This is a genomic window from Blastococcus aurantiacus (assembly GCF_900102425.1).
Taxonomy (GTDB): domain Bacteria; phylum Actinomycetota; class Actinomycetes; order Mycobacteriales; family Geodermatophilaceae; genus Blastococcus; species Blastococcus aurantiacus.
The window spans coordinates 54,663-68,044 of record NZ_FNBT01000001.1 but is presented as its reverse complement, the minus strand read 5'-3'; the positions used below and the strand labels follow the sequence as shown (position 1 = coordinate 68,044).

13 protein-coding genes are annotated in these 13,382 nt (G+C 73.5%); 7 read left to right on the top strand and 6 right to left on the bottom strand.

The features are described 5' to 3' along the window. Window positions 1–16 precede the first annotated feature (16 nt). The 3 genes from BLS70_RS00330 to BLS70_RS00320 all read right to left on the bottom strand — a co-directional run bounded on the left by BLS70_RS00330 (window position 17) and on the right by BLS70_RS00320 (window position 3,121). Window positions 17–472: an HIT family protein gene (locus BLS70_RS00330; RefSeq protein ID WP_218122210.1), complete on the bottom strand. Its 456-nt coding sequence runs from the start codon at window positions 470–472 to the stop codon at window positions 17–19. A gap of 317 nt (window positions 473–789) precedes the next feature. Continuing rightward, entirely contained in the window at window positions 790–1,938 is a 1,149-nt protein-coding gene (locus BLS70_RS00325) for an acyl-CoA dehydrogenase family protein (protein ID WP_091763558.1), read from the bottom strand. A gap of 7 nt (window positions 1,939–1,945) precedes the next feature. Beyond that, the gene (locus BLS70_RS00320; protein WP_091763557.1) at window positions 1,946–3,121 is read right to left on the bottom strand and encodes an acyl-CoA dehydrogenase family protein; all 1,176 of its coding nucleotides are present in this window, start codon (window positions 3,119–3,121) and stop codon (window positions 1,946–1,948) included. 126 nt (window positions 3,122–3,247) lie between these two features. Between BLS70_RS00320 and BLS70_RS00315 the strand changes: the two genes are divergently transcribed. From BLS70_RS00315 to BLS70_RS00290, 6 genes are all read left to right on the top strand, one after another. After that, window positions 3,248–4,726, top strand: coding sequence for a mannitol dehydrogenase family protein (locus tag BLS70_RS00315; RefSeq protein WP_091764057.1), 1,479 nt, complete (start codon window positions 3,248–3,250; stop codon window positions 4,724–4,726). A gap of 44 nt (window positions 4,727–4,770) precedes the next feature. Further along, complete coding sequence (locus BLS70_RS00310) at window positions 4,771–5,166, top strand: TFIIB-type zinc ribbon-containing protein (protein WP_091763556.1); 396 nt, start codon at window positions 4,771–4,773, stop codon at window positions 5,164–5,166. Between the two features lie 96 nt (window positions 5,167–5,262). Further along, the gene (locus BLS70_RS00305; RefSeq protein WP_091763555.1) at window positions 5,263–6,255 is read left to right on the top strand and encodes a GlxA family transcriptional regulator; all 993 of its coding nucleotides are present in this window, start codon (window positions 5,263–5,265) and stop codon (window positions 6,253–6,255) included. 31 nt (window positions 6,256–6,286) lie between these two features. Then, window positions 6,287–6,886 (top strand): HD domain-containing protein, encoded by a 600-nt coding sequence (locus tag BLS70_RS00300; protein WP_091763554.1) that lies wholly within the window; start codon window positions 6,287–6,289, stop codon window positions 6,884–6,886. Then, complete coding sequence (locus tag BLS70_RS00295; protein ID WP_091763553.1) at window positions 6,883–7,692, top strand: MBL fold metallo-hydrolase; 810 nt, start codon at window positions 6,883–6,885, stop codon at window positions 7,690–7,692. The genes BLS70_RS00300 and BLS70_RS00295 overlap by 4 nt, the downstream gene beginning before the upstream one ends. After that, window positions 7,689–8,612: a ketopantoate reductase family protein gene (locus BLS70_RS00290; protein WP_091763552.1), complete on the top strand. Its 924-nt coding sequence runs from the start codon at window positions 7,689–7,691 to the stop codon at window positions 8,610–8,612. The genes BLS70_RS00295 and BLS70_RS00290 overlap by 4 nt, the downstream gene beginning before the upstream one ends. Before the next feature lie 47 nt (window positions 8,613–8,659). On the opposite strand, the gene BLS70_RS00285 is transcribed toward BLS70_RS00290, so the two are convergent. Together BLS70_RS00285 and BLS70_RS00280 are read right to left on the bottom strand one after the other, a co-directional pair. Continuing rightward, the gene (locus tag BLS70_RS00285) at window positions 8,660–9,643 is read right to left on the bottom strand and encodes a sensor histidine kinase (RefSeq protein ID WP_255362129.1); all 984 of its coding nucleotides are present in this window, start codon (window positions 9,641–9,643) and stop codon (window positions 8,660–8,662) included. Window positions 9,644–9,750: 107 nt separating this feature from the next. Continuing rightward, a complete protein-coding gene (locus BLS70_RS00280) occupies window positions 9,751–11,241 on the bottom strand; it encodes an amino acid permease (protein WP_091763551.1) in 1,491 nt (496 codons plus the stop codon). Between the two features lie 103 nt (window positions 11,242–11,344). Between BLS70_RS00280 and BLS70_RS00275 the strand changes: the two genes are divergently transcribed. Next, window positions 11,345–12,769 (top strand): NADP-dependent succinic semialdehyde dehydrogenase, encoded by a 1,425-nt coding sequence (locus BLS70_RS00275; RefSeq protein ID WP_091763550.1) that lies wholly within the window; start codon window positions 11,345–11,347, stop codon window positions 12,767–12,769. A 4-nt stretch (window positions 12,770–12,773) separates the two neighbouring features. Here the strand turns inward: BLS70_RS00275 and BLS70_RS00270 are convergent, their stop codons facing one another. After that, window positions 12,774–13,352 (bottom strand): hypothetical protein, encoded by a 579-nt coding sequence (locus BLS70_RS00270; protein ID WP_091763549.1) that lies wholly within the window; start codon window positions 13,350–13,352, stop codon window positions 12,774–12,776. Window positions 13,353–13,382: the final 30 nt, after the last annotated feature.

Sequence of the window (13,382 nt, the reverse complement as noted above, 5' to 3'; positions counted from 1 at the left end):
GCGCTGGGGAACGGCCCTACGATCCCAGTGGCCATGCTTCCCGCAGTTGGTCCGCTCGTCGTCGGACGTCCTCCGTCGGTGCCATGGTCCCGCTCTGGCGGTAGTAGTCGTCGCCGTGCCACCGCGGGATGCCGTGAACGTGGTAATGCCAGACGTCCTGATTCCCGGCCGGCTCGTTGTGTTGCCTCGTCGAGACGCCCTGGCAACCGAAAGCCGACTTCATCGCGAGCGCCGCGGCGCGCGCTGCACGCTGGATCGGAACGCCGAGCTCGACGGGCAGGTCGAAGATGTTCTCGTAGTGCCGAACAGGGACGACGAGCACGCTGCCTGGGTTGCTCGGGCGCCACTTCGGGTTCAGCTTGACGAAGACATCGGCATCTCGGTAGATGATCTCGAGTGGGTGCTCGCCTGCGCCCGTTCGGATGTTCCGGCAGAAGGGGCACAGGTAGCCGACGGGGGCATGGGAGATCACCGGGAGATGCTCCCTCAGCCTTCCGGGCAGGAGGACCAGGAGCCGGTGCCGATCGTGCGGGTCAGCTGCGGGAGCTCCGCGAGGACGACGTCTTCCCGGTGCTCGACATGGTGCGGGTCGACGCCGACGAGCTCCGCCGCGCCACCTACGACCGCTGAACCTGGGCGACTCACGACCGGGCCGGAGGTGGGTCGCCCGGGTTCACCGGTGCGGCCAGCTACGGACTGGGGCCGAGTACAGGGACTTCTGGTACGGACGTCATCGGTGACGACGGAGCCCCGCCCCCCGGAAGGGAGCGGGGCTCTGTCTGTCGTGCGTCAGGCGTACGGGGCGCCCAGCGGGTCGACGGTCGGGTAGCTGCCGACCTTCGCCGCGAGCCGGTCGGCGGCGAAGTCGCCGTCGCCCAGCAGGTGGTCGATCGCGGTGAGCCGGCTGGTGTAGTGGCCGACCTTGTACTCGGCGGTCACGCCGATGCCACCGTGCAGCTGGATGGCGTCCTTGCCGATGTGCCGGCCGGTGCGGCTGGTGAGCAGCCGGGCCCGGTCGGCGGCGGTGACCACGTCACCGTCGGAGAGCTGCACCACCGAGGCCCACAGCGCGATGCTGCGGGCCAGCTCCAGGGACACGTACATGTCCGCGGCCCGGAAGTTGAGCGCCTGGAACTTGTTCAGCGTGACCCCGAACTGCTTGCGGGTCTTGAGGTACTCGGTGGTGGTGCGCAGCGCGGTGTCCATGGCGCCGACCGACTCGTGGCTGTAGGCGATGCGGGCCACGGCCTGCGCCCGCTCGATGGCCTGCGTCTGGTCGCCGCCGGTGCCCAGCTGGGTGGCCGGGGTGCCGTCGAAGCGGACGTTGGCCGACCGGGTGCCGTCGTGGTTGCGGTAGCCGGTGCGGCTCAGGCCGGTCGCGTCGCCCTGGACGACGAACAGTCCGGTGCCGCCGCCGGGGAGCGCGGCTGACACCACGAGGACGTCGGCGCGGGCGCCGTGCGGCACCGGCTCCTTGGCCCCGGAGAGCGTCCAGCCGTCGCCGGCCTCCGTGGCGGTGACCGCGGAGGCGGTCGGCGTCCAGCGGGTGCCGATCTCGGCGTGCGCGAAGGTCGGCAGCGAGGTGCCGCCGGCGACCGCCTCGAGGAACTCGCCCTTCTGCGCGTCGGTGCCGACGGCGTCGATCAGCCCGCCGGCGAGGACGACGGCCTCGATGAACGGCTCGGGTGCCAGCACCCGCCCGATCTCCTCGGCGACGATGGCGACCTCGACCGGGCCGGCGCCCATGCCGCCGTGCTCCTCGGCGAAGGGCAGACCCAGCAGGCCCATCTCGGCCAGCTGCGTCCAGACCTTCTCGTCGAAGCCCGGGTCGGTCTTGGTGACCTTGCGACGCGCCTCGCTGTCGCCGTAGGCGCGGGTCAGCAGCGCGGCGACGGCCTCGCGCAGGTCGTTCTGCTCGCTGTCGTAGGTGAAGTCCATGGCTATCTCACAACCCCAGGATCGTGCCGCTGATGATGACGCGCTGCACCTCGTTGGAGCCTCCGTAGATGGAGACCTTCCGGTAGTTGAGGTACTCGGGAGCCGAGACCCGTGCCCAGTCGGGCACGTCGGACCCTTCCTCGGCGAACGAGGCCACCGAGAGCGGGCCGGCGATGTCGACGATCAGCTCGGTCACCTCCTGCTGGAGCACCGAGCCCTTGAGCTTGAGCACCGAGGAGGCCGGGTGCGGCTTGCCGTCTGCGGAGTTGGCGACCACGCGCAGCGCGGTCAGCTCCAGAGCGACGAGCTCGTTCTCGATCTCGGCGATGCGGGAGGAGTAGCGCCGGTCCTCCAGCAGCGGGGCGCCGTTGTACATGGTCTCGCGGGCCAGCTCCTTGGCCAGCGCGAGCATGCCCTTGGTGCCGCCGACGCGGGCGATGCCCACGCGCTCGTTGCCGAGCAGGAACTTGGCCTGGTCCCAGCCCTTGTTGACCTCGCCGATGAGGTTCTCCGACGGGACGCGGACGTCCTCGAAGAAGACCTCGTTGACCTCGAACCCGCCGTCGAGCAGCTCGATCGGGCGCAGGGTCACGCCGGGGGTGTCCATCGGGAAGACCAGCATCGAGATGCCGCGCTGCTTCTTCTCCGCCGTCGGGTCCGTGCGGGCGAGGCAGAAGATCCAGTCGGCGTGCTGCCCCATGGTCGTCCAGGTCTTCTGACCGTTGACGACCCACTCGTCGCCGTCCTGGACGGCGGTGGTGCGGAGCCCGGCCAGGTCGGAGCCGGCGTCGGGCTCGGAGAAGCCCTGGCACCACCAGATGTCCAGGTTGGCCGTCTTGGCAAGGAAGCGGTCCTTCTGCTCCTCGTTGCCGAACTGGGCCAGCACCGGGCCGATCATGCTGGTGTTGAACGCCAGCGGCTCGGGCACGTGGGCCAGCTGCATCTCCTCGCGCCAGATGTGGCGCTGCAGCGGCGTCCAGTCCCGGCCGCCGTACTCGACCGGCCAGTGCGGCACGGCCAGGTTGGCGGCGTTGAGGATCTGCTGGGTGGTGACGAAGTCCTGCTTCGTCGGGTGGCGGCGGGCCGCCACCTTGTCGCGGATCTCCTGCGGCACCTGGGTGGTGAAGAAGGTCCGCATCTCCTCCCGGAAGGCCTGGAGCTCCGGGGACAGCTGCAGCTGCATCGGTCCTCATTCCTGACCGCAGGCGCGCTGCGGTCTCGACGTGTAGGTGCGACGATCCCACATCCCCGAACGGCATTCGGTTCGCCCCTCCCGTTAGGGCGGGCCGCTGTGGGGCAAGGTCGCGTGGTGCCCGCCCTGTCCTCCCGCACCCTGTCCCTGCTGAGCGCGTCGGTCGCCACACCCGGCTACGACCGGGGGCAGGTGCGCGTCGGCATCGTCCACCTCGGGGTCGGCGGGTTCCACCGCTCCCACCAGGCGATGTACCTCGACCGGCTCATGGAGCGGGGCGAGGCGCTGGACTGGGGCATCTGCGGCGTCGGCGTGCTGCCCGGCGACCGGCGGATGGCCCAGGTCATGGCGGCGCAGGACTGCCTCTACACCCTTCTCGTCACCCACCCCGACGGCTTCCTCGGTGCGCGGGTCATCGGCTCGATCGTGGAGTACCTGCTCGCCCCCGACGACCCCGAGGCGGTGGTCGAGCGGATGACCGACCCGGCGATCCGCATCGTCTCGCTCACCGTGACCGAGGGCGGCTACAACGTCGACGCCGTCACCGGTGCCTTCGACGCCACCGACGCCGCCGTGCGGGCCGACCTGGTGCCCGGGGCCGCCCTGCGCACCAGCTTCGGGCTGGTCACCGAGGCGCTGGTGCGCCGCCGGGAGCGGGGCATCGCGCCGTTCACGGTGATGTCCTGCGACAACATCCCGGGCAACGGCGACGTCGCCCGCCGCAGCTTCGCCGCCTTCGCCGCGCTCCGGGACGCGGAGCTGGGGGAGTGGGTGGAGCGCGAGGTGCCGTTCCCGAACTCGATGGTCGACCGGATCACCCCGGCCACCACCGACGTGCACCGGACCGAGCTCGCGCGCCGGTTCGGCGTGGAGGACGGGTGGCCGGTGATCTGCGAGCCGTGGACGCAGTGGGTGCTGGAGGACTCCTTCGGCTCCGGCCGCCCGCCCCTGGAGAAGGTCGGCGTCCAGGTGGTCGGGGACGTGGAGCCCTACGAGCTGATGAAGCTGCGCCTGCTCAACGGCAGTCACCAGGCGATGGGCTACCTGGGCACGCTGGCCGGGTACGGCTTCATGCACGACGTCTGCCAGGACCCGCTGTTCCGCCGGTTCCTGCACGGCTACATGGACCAGGAGGCGACGCCGACGCTCGCGCCGGTGCCGGGGATCGACCTGGACTCCTACAAGGCCGACCTGATCGGCCGGTTCTCCAACCCGAACATGCGCGACACCCTCGCCCGGCTGTGCGCGGAGAGCTCCGACCGCATCCCCAAGTTCCTGCTGCCGGTGCTGCGCGCCAACCTCGCGTCCGGCGGCGACATCCGCTGCACGGTCGCGGTTCTGGCCGGCTGGGCCCGCTACGCGGAAGGCGTCGGTGAGGACGGCCGGCCGATCGAGGTGGTGGACCCGCTGCGCGATCGGCTCATGGCGGCGGCCCGCCGGCAGGCCGGGGACCCGCTGGCCTTCGTCTCCGACAGGGAGCTGTTCGGCGATCTCGTCGACGACGCGCGGTTCGCCGAGGCCTACGTGCGGACGCTGGACCTGGTCCGCAGCCGGGGGACGCGGGCCGCGCTCGAGGAGGTGCTCCGCACGCCCTGAGCGCAGCCGGGAACCCCCGCGCCCCCCGCCCGCGTTGGACAGGCATGGAGCTGACCTGCCCGAAGTGCCACGGCCCGATGCGCACCTACGAGCGCAATGGCGTCCACGTCGACCAGTGCGCCGAGTGCCGCGGGATCTTCCTCGACCGCGGCGAGCTCGACCGGCTGATCGACGCGGAGAACGCCTGGCACGGGGGAGCGGCGGCCGCGGAGCCCCGGACCGAGCACGAGCGGGACGACCGCCACCGCTACGACCGCGACCGCTACGACCACGACGACCGCGACCGCTACGCCGCCCCGAAGCAGGGCAGCGGGGACCTGGGCGCCGTCGTCGGCGAGGTCATGCGGCAGGTGCGCGGCAGCAAGAGCAGCTCGCACGGCCACCAGCAGTACGGCCACCGGCGCAAGAAGGAGTCGTTCCTGGGCGACCTGTTCGGCTGAGCCGAGCCGGCGTCGTCCCCGCCGGTGACCGCGAATGGCGGAAACTGACAGGGACATGTCATTGCCGCCGTCGCTCCTCCCGCTGATGATCACCGCGTGAGCGATCTGCGACGCGTGGCCGTCGCCCTCTTCGAGGGCGTCGAGCTGCTGGACGTCAGCGGGCCGGCCGAGGTCTTGGCCACCGCCACCCGGCTCCTCGCCGCCGACGCGCGGCCGGGCTACGCGGTCACGATGGTGGCGGCGAGCCCGGACCCGGTGGTGACGTCGAACGGCGTCCGCCTGCTGCCCGACACGACTTTCGCCGAGCTGACGGGCCACTGGGACACGTTCGTGGTCCCGGGGGCACTGCAGCACGGGGGCCGGCTGCCGGACGCGGTCGTCGACACGGACGTGGTCGACTGGCTCGCTGCCCGGGCCGGGGACGCCGGCCGGGTCGCCGCTGTCTGCGCCGGGGCCCGGACGGTGGCCCTGGCCGGGCTCCTCGACGGGCGCAGGGCGACGACCCACTGGGCCGTCGCCGCAGCCCTCGCCGCGCACCACCCGGAGGTCGAGGTCGACCCGGACCCCATCTTCATCCGCTCGGGCGACGTGTGGACGTCGGCCGGTGTCACCGCCGGGATGGATCTCGCCCTCGCCCTCGTGGAGGCCGACCACGGCCGCGCGCTCGCACTCGAGGTGGCCCGGTGGCTGGTCATGTACGTCAAGCGCCCCGGCGGGCAGAGCCAGTTCAGCGTGGCGCTGTCGATGCAGCGCCCCGAGCGCGACGACGTCGCAGCGCTGCCCGGCTGGATCGCCGAGAACCTGACGGGGGACCTCTCGGTGGCCGCGCTCGCCGCCCGGGCCCGCCTCAGCGAACGCCACTTCGCCCGGGTGTTCGCCGAGCAGGTGGGCAGCACTCCCGGGGCCTTCATCGAGGCCGCCCGGCTCGAGGGCGCGCGCCGGCTGCTGGAGGAAGGCCGGGACCCCCTCCCCGCCGTCGCACGGGCCTGCGGGTTCGGCTCGGTGGAGACCCTCCACCGGGCCTTCCGGCGACGGCTCGGCGTCACCCCGGCCCAGTACCGGGAGCGCTTCCGGACGTCCCTGGCATGACCCCGACCCCGATGCACCTGGAGGTGGCACCGTGACCTGGTCGACCCGGCCCGACACCCCGCTGGCCGACGCGGCGGACCACCTGCTGAGGACGTGCGCCCCGAGGGTCCTCGTCGCGCACTGCCGGCGGACGCACGCCTTCGCCACCGCTCTGCTCGGGCGCGCGCACCGGTCGTTCGACCCCGAGCTGCTCTTCGTCGCCTCCGCGCTCCACGACCTCGGCCTCTGTGCTCCCGGGGAGGACGGCGTCACACCGTTCCAGCTGCGGGGGGCGGACCTGGCCCACGACGCCGTCCTCCGTGCGGGCGGGGCGCCGGACGCCGCCGACCTCGTCCGGGAGGCGGTCGCCCTGCACCTGGAGCTCGGGACCGCGGACGATCCCCGGCCCGAGGTCGCCGGGGTGCACCTGGGCGCTGCGGCCGATGTCCTCGGCCTGCACCTGGACGAGCTCCCGGGAGGGCTGGTCGGCGACGTGCTCGAGCGCTGGCCGCGGGAGGGGTTCCCGGCGTACCTGGAGGCGGCCATGCGGCAGGAGGCGACGACGAAGCCGGACTCGCGGGTCGCGGTGCTCCAGCGGGAGCTCGGCTTCATCGACCTCATCGCCGCCACCGCCTTCCCGGCGGGGCGATGAGCGTGCGGGCGACCTGGATCGGCACGGCGACGGTCCTGGTCGAGGTCTCGGGGGTGACCGTCCTGACCGACCCCGCCTTCGACCCTCCGGGCACGCCGCACCACTTCGTCGTGCCCGGCTCCGCGATGCGCATCCCGCTGCGGCGCACGGTCGGCCCGGCCGTGGCCGTCGAGCAGCTGCCGCCGATCGACGTCGTGCTGCTCAGCCACGACGAGCACGCCGACAACCTGGACACGAGCGGACGACGGCTGCTCGACTCCGCGCGCCTGGTGATCACGACCCCGTCGGCGGCCCGGCGGATCGGGCCGCCCGCGATCGGCCTTGCGCCGTGGGAGAGCCGCGTCGTCCGGTGCGGCGGCATTCGGCTCCGGGTGACCGCGACGCCGGCCAGGCACGCACCCGAGGCGTGGGCCGGCCTCGCCGGAGAGGTCATCGGCTTCGTGCTCGAGGTCGTGGACGACCGCACGCCCCGGGAGCCCGTCCTGTACTTCTCGGGGGACACCGTCCCCCATCCGCAGCTCGACGAGGTCGGCAGGCGGTTCGCCGTGGACACCGCCTTCCTGCACCTGGGCGCCGCACGGTTCGCGGCGTCCGGTGACACGCCCTACTCGCTCGACGCGGAGGAGGCGGTCGCGCTGGCCCGGTCGCTGCGTGCCCGTGCGGTGGTTCCCGTCCACGTGGACGACTGGGACCACTTCACCCTCACGTCCGACGCCGTCCGTGCCGCGTTCGCGGCGGCGGGGCTGTCCCACGTGCTCCGGCCGCTCACTCCCGGCGTCCGGACCGAACTCGGAGGTGCGGCATGACGGACCCCGACGAGAGGGGGCGGGACCTCCCGGGCGGCGCCGGTCCCATGCGGGTGGCGGTGCTCGGCCCCGGCGCGGTGGGAGGTCTCCTGGGCGCGCTGCTCGCGGCCGCGGGTCACACGGTCATCTGCCTCGCGGCGGAGCGGACAGCCCGGCACGTGTCGCGCCACGGCCTCCGGGTCGGCAGCGACCGCTTCGGGGAACTGGCCGTGCACGTGGGCGGTGCCGTCGTCCTCGACGAGCCGGTCGATGCCTGCCTGGTGACGGTGAAGGCGGTCCACCTGGGGGCCGCCCTGGACCGGCTGGCGCCCGAGCGGCTCGGAGGCGCCGTCCTCGTGCCCCTCCTGAACGGCGTCGAGCACGTGCGCCTGCTCCGGGACCGGTTCCCGGCGACACCGACCGTCGCGGCCTCCGTCCGGGTCAGCGCGGCCAGGACGGCTCCGGGAGTGGTCCACCACCGCGGGCACCTAGCCACGGTCGACCTGGCGGCGGAGCCCCGGGCCGACGGTGTGGCAGCGGCGTTGGCGGGCGCGGGCCTGGACGTCCGACGTCGCCCGGAGGCGGAGCTGCTGTGGGACAAGCTGTGCTTCCTCGCCCCGCTGGCCCTCCTCACGACGTCGGAGGATGCGCCTCTGGGCCGGGTGCGGCAGCGTCGCGCCGCAGACCTCCGGTCGGTGGTCGAGGAGGTGGCGGCGGTGGCGAGGGCCGAAGGGGTGAGCTCCGACGGTTCGGCGGTCCTGGACTTCCTCGGGCAGCTGCCGGAGGACTTCCGCTCCTCGATGCAGCTCGACGCCGCTGCCGGTGTGGCGACGGAGCTCGATGCCATCGGTGGCGCCGTGCTGCGGGCCGCCGGACGTCATGGTGTCGACGTCCCGGTGACGGCTGGGCTGGTCGCCGAACTGGGCGGTCGTCCGGTCTGACCGTCGGTCGGTCCGGTACGGGGGTCCCGGAGCTGCCGGGCGCCGGCTCAGCGCAGCCGCACCGTGAGCCGCACCCGGACGCCGTCGCCGCCGGGCCCGCCGGAGATGTCGACGTGGTCGCACAGCTGGCGGGCCAGCCACAGGCCCATGCCGCCGCGGGACAGGTCGTCGCCGTGGGCGGGCCCGTACCCGGCGAACGCGTTGTCCCAGCCGGGGCCGCCGTCGCCGATGGTGCACACGATCCGGTCCTCGGCCGTCCACAGCCGCAGGCTCACCGGTGGGGCGCCGTGGCGCACGGCGTTGGACACCATCTCGTCGGCGGCGAGCAGGAGGTCCTCGACGGCGTCCGGGTGGGCGCGGGTGCCGGCCAGCTCGGTTGCCAGGGCGTGCCGGAGGCCCACGAACTCCCGGACGTCCAGAGCGGTCAGCCGCGGCGGCGTGGCCTCCAGCGGCTCCTCCGGGACGGGCAGGTCGCGCAGGTAGTCCGCCGGGTCCACGAAGCGCGGGTTGTCCGCGGGTGCACCGCCGGGCTCCAGCAGTGCCGGGTGCGTGGCGAGGGCGGCGTCCAGCAGCGGAGCGGGCAGCCGCCGTGCGTCGAAGACGCACAGCCCCCACAGCGGCCGCCCTGCGAGGGCCTCGTTGACCACGGACTCGTAGCGCTGCCACTCCAGCCAGTGCCGCTCGGTGGCGCCGAAGTCGACCTCGCCGACCACGCGCACCCGAGGCACGCCGTCCCCGGTGTAGCGGTCGGTCAGCCGCCGCAGCGACGTGATCGCCGTCGGCGTGCGCCCCTGGTAGGCGCCGGCGCGATCCACCACGTGCAGCAGCGGATGGCTCCCGACGGCGTCGCGCAGCGCCCCGGCCGCGCGCGGTGTCGTCGCGATCACCGCCGCTTCGCCGGCCTCCAGCCCCGCCTGCAGGAAGGGCGCCGCCGCGCGCACCAGGTGCTCGTCGCCGTCGCAGACCAGGCCGTCGTGCCGGTGCTCACGGCCCCCCGACAGCGCGCAGCCGGACGTGCCGAGCACGCTCACCGATCAGCCCCCGTACGTCGATGCAGCCCTCCCCGCCGGGCCACGCCACCGCCCCCCTACCCCGGGGGAGCGGTGGTCATGCAAGGCCGGCCGGGGGGCGGAGCCGCTCAGGCGGTGCCGGCCGCCCGCGGGGCGGCGTCCTCGCGGCGCAGCCGGGAGTGCCGGTAGCCGTACGCGGCGTAGACGACCAGCCCCAGCGCCAGCCACAGCAGGAAGCGCAGCCAGGTCTCCAGGCTCAGGTTGGCCATCAGGTAGAGGCAGGCCAGGGCGGACAGCAGCGGGACCACCGGGGAGAACGGCACCCGGAAGGGGCGCTCGAGGTCGGGCCGGGTCCACCGCAGCACGGGGACGGCGGCCGACACCAGCAGGAAGGCGAACAGCGTGCCGATGCTGACCAGGTTCGCGAGCTCGGCCAGCGGCACGAAGGCCGCCATGACCAGCACGAGCGCGGCGAACAGCAGCGTCATGCGCACCGGCGTCCCGGTGCGGGGGCTGACCCGCGCCACCGCCTGCGGCAGCAGGCCGTCGCGGCCCATGGCGAAGCCGATGCGGGTCATGGTGATCAGGTCGACCAGGATCACCGACGTCAGTCCGGCGACGGCTGCGATCGACACCAGCGACGAGGCCCAGCCCAGGCCCACCTGGTCGAAGGCGTCGGCGATCGGGGCGCCGGGGTCGATGTCGCGGTAGTCGACCATGCCGACCAGCACGAACGAGACGCCGATGTAGAGCGCGGTCGCCAGACCCAACGTGCCGAGGAGACCCAGGGGGACGTCGCGGGAAGGCCGCTTCGTCTCCTCGGAGAGGTTGGCCACGGCCTCGAAGCCGGTGTAGGAGAAGAAGACGACCGCAGCCGCGGTGAGCACCCCGCCGACGCCGAAGACCGCCGGCTCCAGCCCCGCGACCGCCGAGATCAGCGGCTGGTCCAGACCGCCGCCGGAGTCGCTGGACCGGCCCGGCGGGACGAACGGGGTCAGGTTGGCGCCGCGCACGAACCAGGCGCCGGCCACGACGACGAAGACGCAGATCGCGACCTTCACGACGACCAGCGCGCTGGTGATGCGGGCCGACTCCCTGATGCCGAGGGCAGCCACCACGGTGAGGACGACGACGATCAGGATCGCGCCGACGTTGACCGGCGCCTCCTCGCCGAACAGCGAGGGCGGGAGGTCCAGCAGGTTGCCCACGTAGCCCGACCAGCCGCGGGCCACCACGGCGGCGCCGAGGGCGAACTCGAGGAAGAGGTCCCACCCGATGATCCAGGCGATCAGCTCGCCGACGGTCGCGTACGCGTAGGAGTAGGCGCTGCCCGCCGTCGGCACGCTGGAGGCCAGCTCGGCGTAGCAGAGCGCGGCCAACAGGGCCACGACCCCGGCGACGGCGAAGCTGAGCACCACCGCCGGGCCGGCGGTGTCGCGGGCCTCGATGCCGGTGAGCGTGAAGATGCCGGTCCCGATGACGACGCCGATGCCGAAGCCGACCAGGTGCCGGGCGCCGAGCGAGCGGCGCAGCCGGCCGACCGGGCCGCCCTCGCCCCCGCCCTCGCCCGCGGCGTCCGCGGCGATCCGCTCCACGGGCTTGGTCCGGAAGAGGTCCACGGCGGCACGCTAGGTCCGCCCGCGGCGGTCCGCTCGGCGGAGCGACCGTTTCACCCGCGGCGGCCCGGGCAGGTCAGCTGCGCGAACGACGGAGGGATCCACCATGGCCATCGCCACCATCAACCCGACGACCGGGAAGACGCTGAAGACCTTCGAGCCGCTCTCGGACGAGGCGCTCGAGGAGAAGCTCGCGCGCGCGGCCGCCGCCGCGCGGACCTACCGCCGCACCACCCCGCAGGAGCGGGCCGGCTGGCTGCGGTCGGCCGCGGACGTGCTGGACAGCGACACCGAGGCGGTCGCCGAGCTGATGACCACCGAGATGGGCAAGACCCTCGCCTCCGCCAAGGCCGAGGTGGGCAAGTGCGCCGAGGCGCTGCGCTGGTACGCCGAGCACGGACCGGCGCTGCTCGAACCCCAGCGCTACGACGCCGAGGCGGTGAAGGCGACCGAGGCCTACGTCGTCCACCAGCCGCTCGGCGTGGTGCTGGCCGTCATGCCGTGGAACTTCCCGCTCTGGCAGGCGATGCGCTTCGCCGCGCCGGCGCTCATGGCCGGCAACGTCGGGCTGCTCAAGCACGCGAGCAACGTGCCGCAGACCGCCCTGTACATGGAGGAGCTGTTCGGGAAGGCGGGCTTCCCCGACCACGTCTTCCAGACCCTGCTCATCGGGTCCTCGACCATCGAGCAGGTGCTGCGCGACGACCGCGTGGCCGCGGCGACGCTCACCGGCAGCGCCCCGGCCGGCCAGTCGGTCGCCTCCATCGCGGGCGACGCGCTCAAGCCCACCGTCCTCGAGCTGGGCGGCAGCGACCCGTTCATCGTGATGCCGTCGGCGCACCTGGACCGCGCGGCGGAGGTTGCGGTCACCTCCCGGAACCAGAACAACGGCCAGAGCTGCATCGCCGCCAAGCGGTTCTTCGTGCACCGCGACGTCGCCGAGGAGTTCACCCGGCTGTTCGCCGCGAAGATCGCCGACCTCACCGTCGGCGACCCGATGGACGAGGGGACGCAGGTCGGCCCGCTGGCCACGGAGTCCGGGCTGGAGGACGTCGAGAAGTACGTGCAGGACGCCGTCGGCAAGGGGGCGACCGTGCTGGCCGGCGGGAAGCGGGTGGACCGGCCCGGCTGGTTCTACGAGCCCACACTGCTGGCCGACATCACCCCCGAGATGGACCTCTACGCCGAGGAGGTGTTCGGGCCGGTGGCCGCGCTCTTCGTCGTGGACTCGCTCGACGAGGCGATCGAGATCGCCAACAGCCACCCCTACGGCCTGGGCAGCAACCTCTGGAGCGAGGACGAGGACGAGCGCGCGCAGTTCGTCCGCGACATCGAGTCGGGCATGGCCTTCATCAACGGCATGACCACCAGCTACCCGGAGCTGCCCTTCGGCGGGGTGAAGCAGAGCGGCTACGGCCGCGAGCTGACCGAGCTCGGGATGCGGGAGTTCACGAACGCCAAGACGGTCTGGGTCGGCCCGCCCAGCAGCGAGCAGGGCGAGGGCGACACCGCCGGCGCTGCGGCGGAGTAGCGCGCTACCGGCCGTCGGCCGCCGGGCCGGCGGCCGGCGGTCGGTCGGGGGCCAGCTCGTCGGTGAGGCCCTGGAGCAGCCCGTGCACCTCCGCCGGGAAGCCCCGGCGGGGTCGGCGTGCCTCCCAGCGCACCACGGCCACCGCGCCGACGACGAGCAGCAGCAGGAGGATCCGAGCGACGTTCCCGTCGGTGTCCAGCCCGAACAGCGCGGTGAGCCCGGCGAACAGCAGCGGTACGCCGGCCACCGCCATGCCCGCGGTGGTGCGGACGTGGAAGCGCGACGGGCGGGCCTCCCCGACCAGGTGCACGGCGGCCGGCTCGGCCACGAGCCGGCCGGTCACCGTCGGGTAGACGATCGGGAAGCGCGAGTTCGCCTGGTGGGTACGGGTGAGCCGCACCTCGCCGGACCGCCGGACCGTCAGCTCGAGCAGCCCGTGGTGCCTCGGCCGCTGCTGCGCCAACCGCCGGGAGAGCTCGGTCAGCGTCGCCGTCGCCTCGGCGACGTCGGCGCCCGGCACGGGCAGCCGGACCGGCAGAGGAGGGCGGGCGGCGTCCGTCTCCGTGGTGGGCACGTCGGGCACGCCGAGCAGCCTGGCACAGGCGCCGAGGCG

Coding starts and splice junctions, on each gene's coding strand:
- BLS70_RS00290 (WP_091763552.1), top strand. CDS start 7,689: ATGACGGACCCCGACGAGAGGGGGCGGGACCTCCCGGGCGGCGCCGGT.
- BLS70_RS00320 (WP_091763557.1), bottom strand. CDS start 3,121: ATGCAGCTGCAGCTGTCCCCGGAGCTCCAGGCCTTCCGGGAGGAGATG.
- BLS70_RS00275 (WP_091763550.1), top strand. CDS start 11,345: ATGGCCATCGCCACCATCAACCCGACGACCGGGAAGACGCTGAAGACC.
- BLS70_RS00325 (WP_091763558.1), bottom strand. CDS start 1,938: ATGGACTTCACCTACGACAGCGAGCAGAACGACCTGCGCGAGGCCGTC.
- BLS70_RS00310 (WP_091763556.1), top strand. CDS start 4,771: ATGGAGCTGACCTGCCCGAAGTGCCACGGCCCGATGCGCACCTACGAG.
- BLS70_RS00295 (WP_091763553.1), top strand. CDS start 6,883: ATGAGCGTGCGGGCGACCTGGATCGGCACGGCGACGGTCCTGGTCGAG.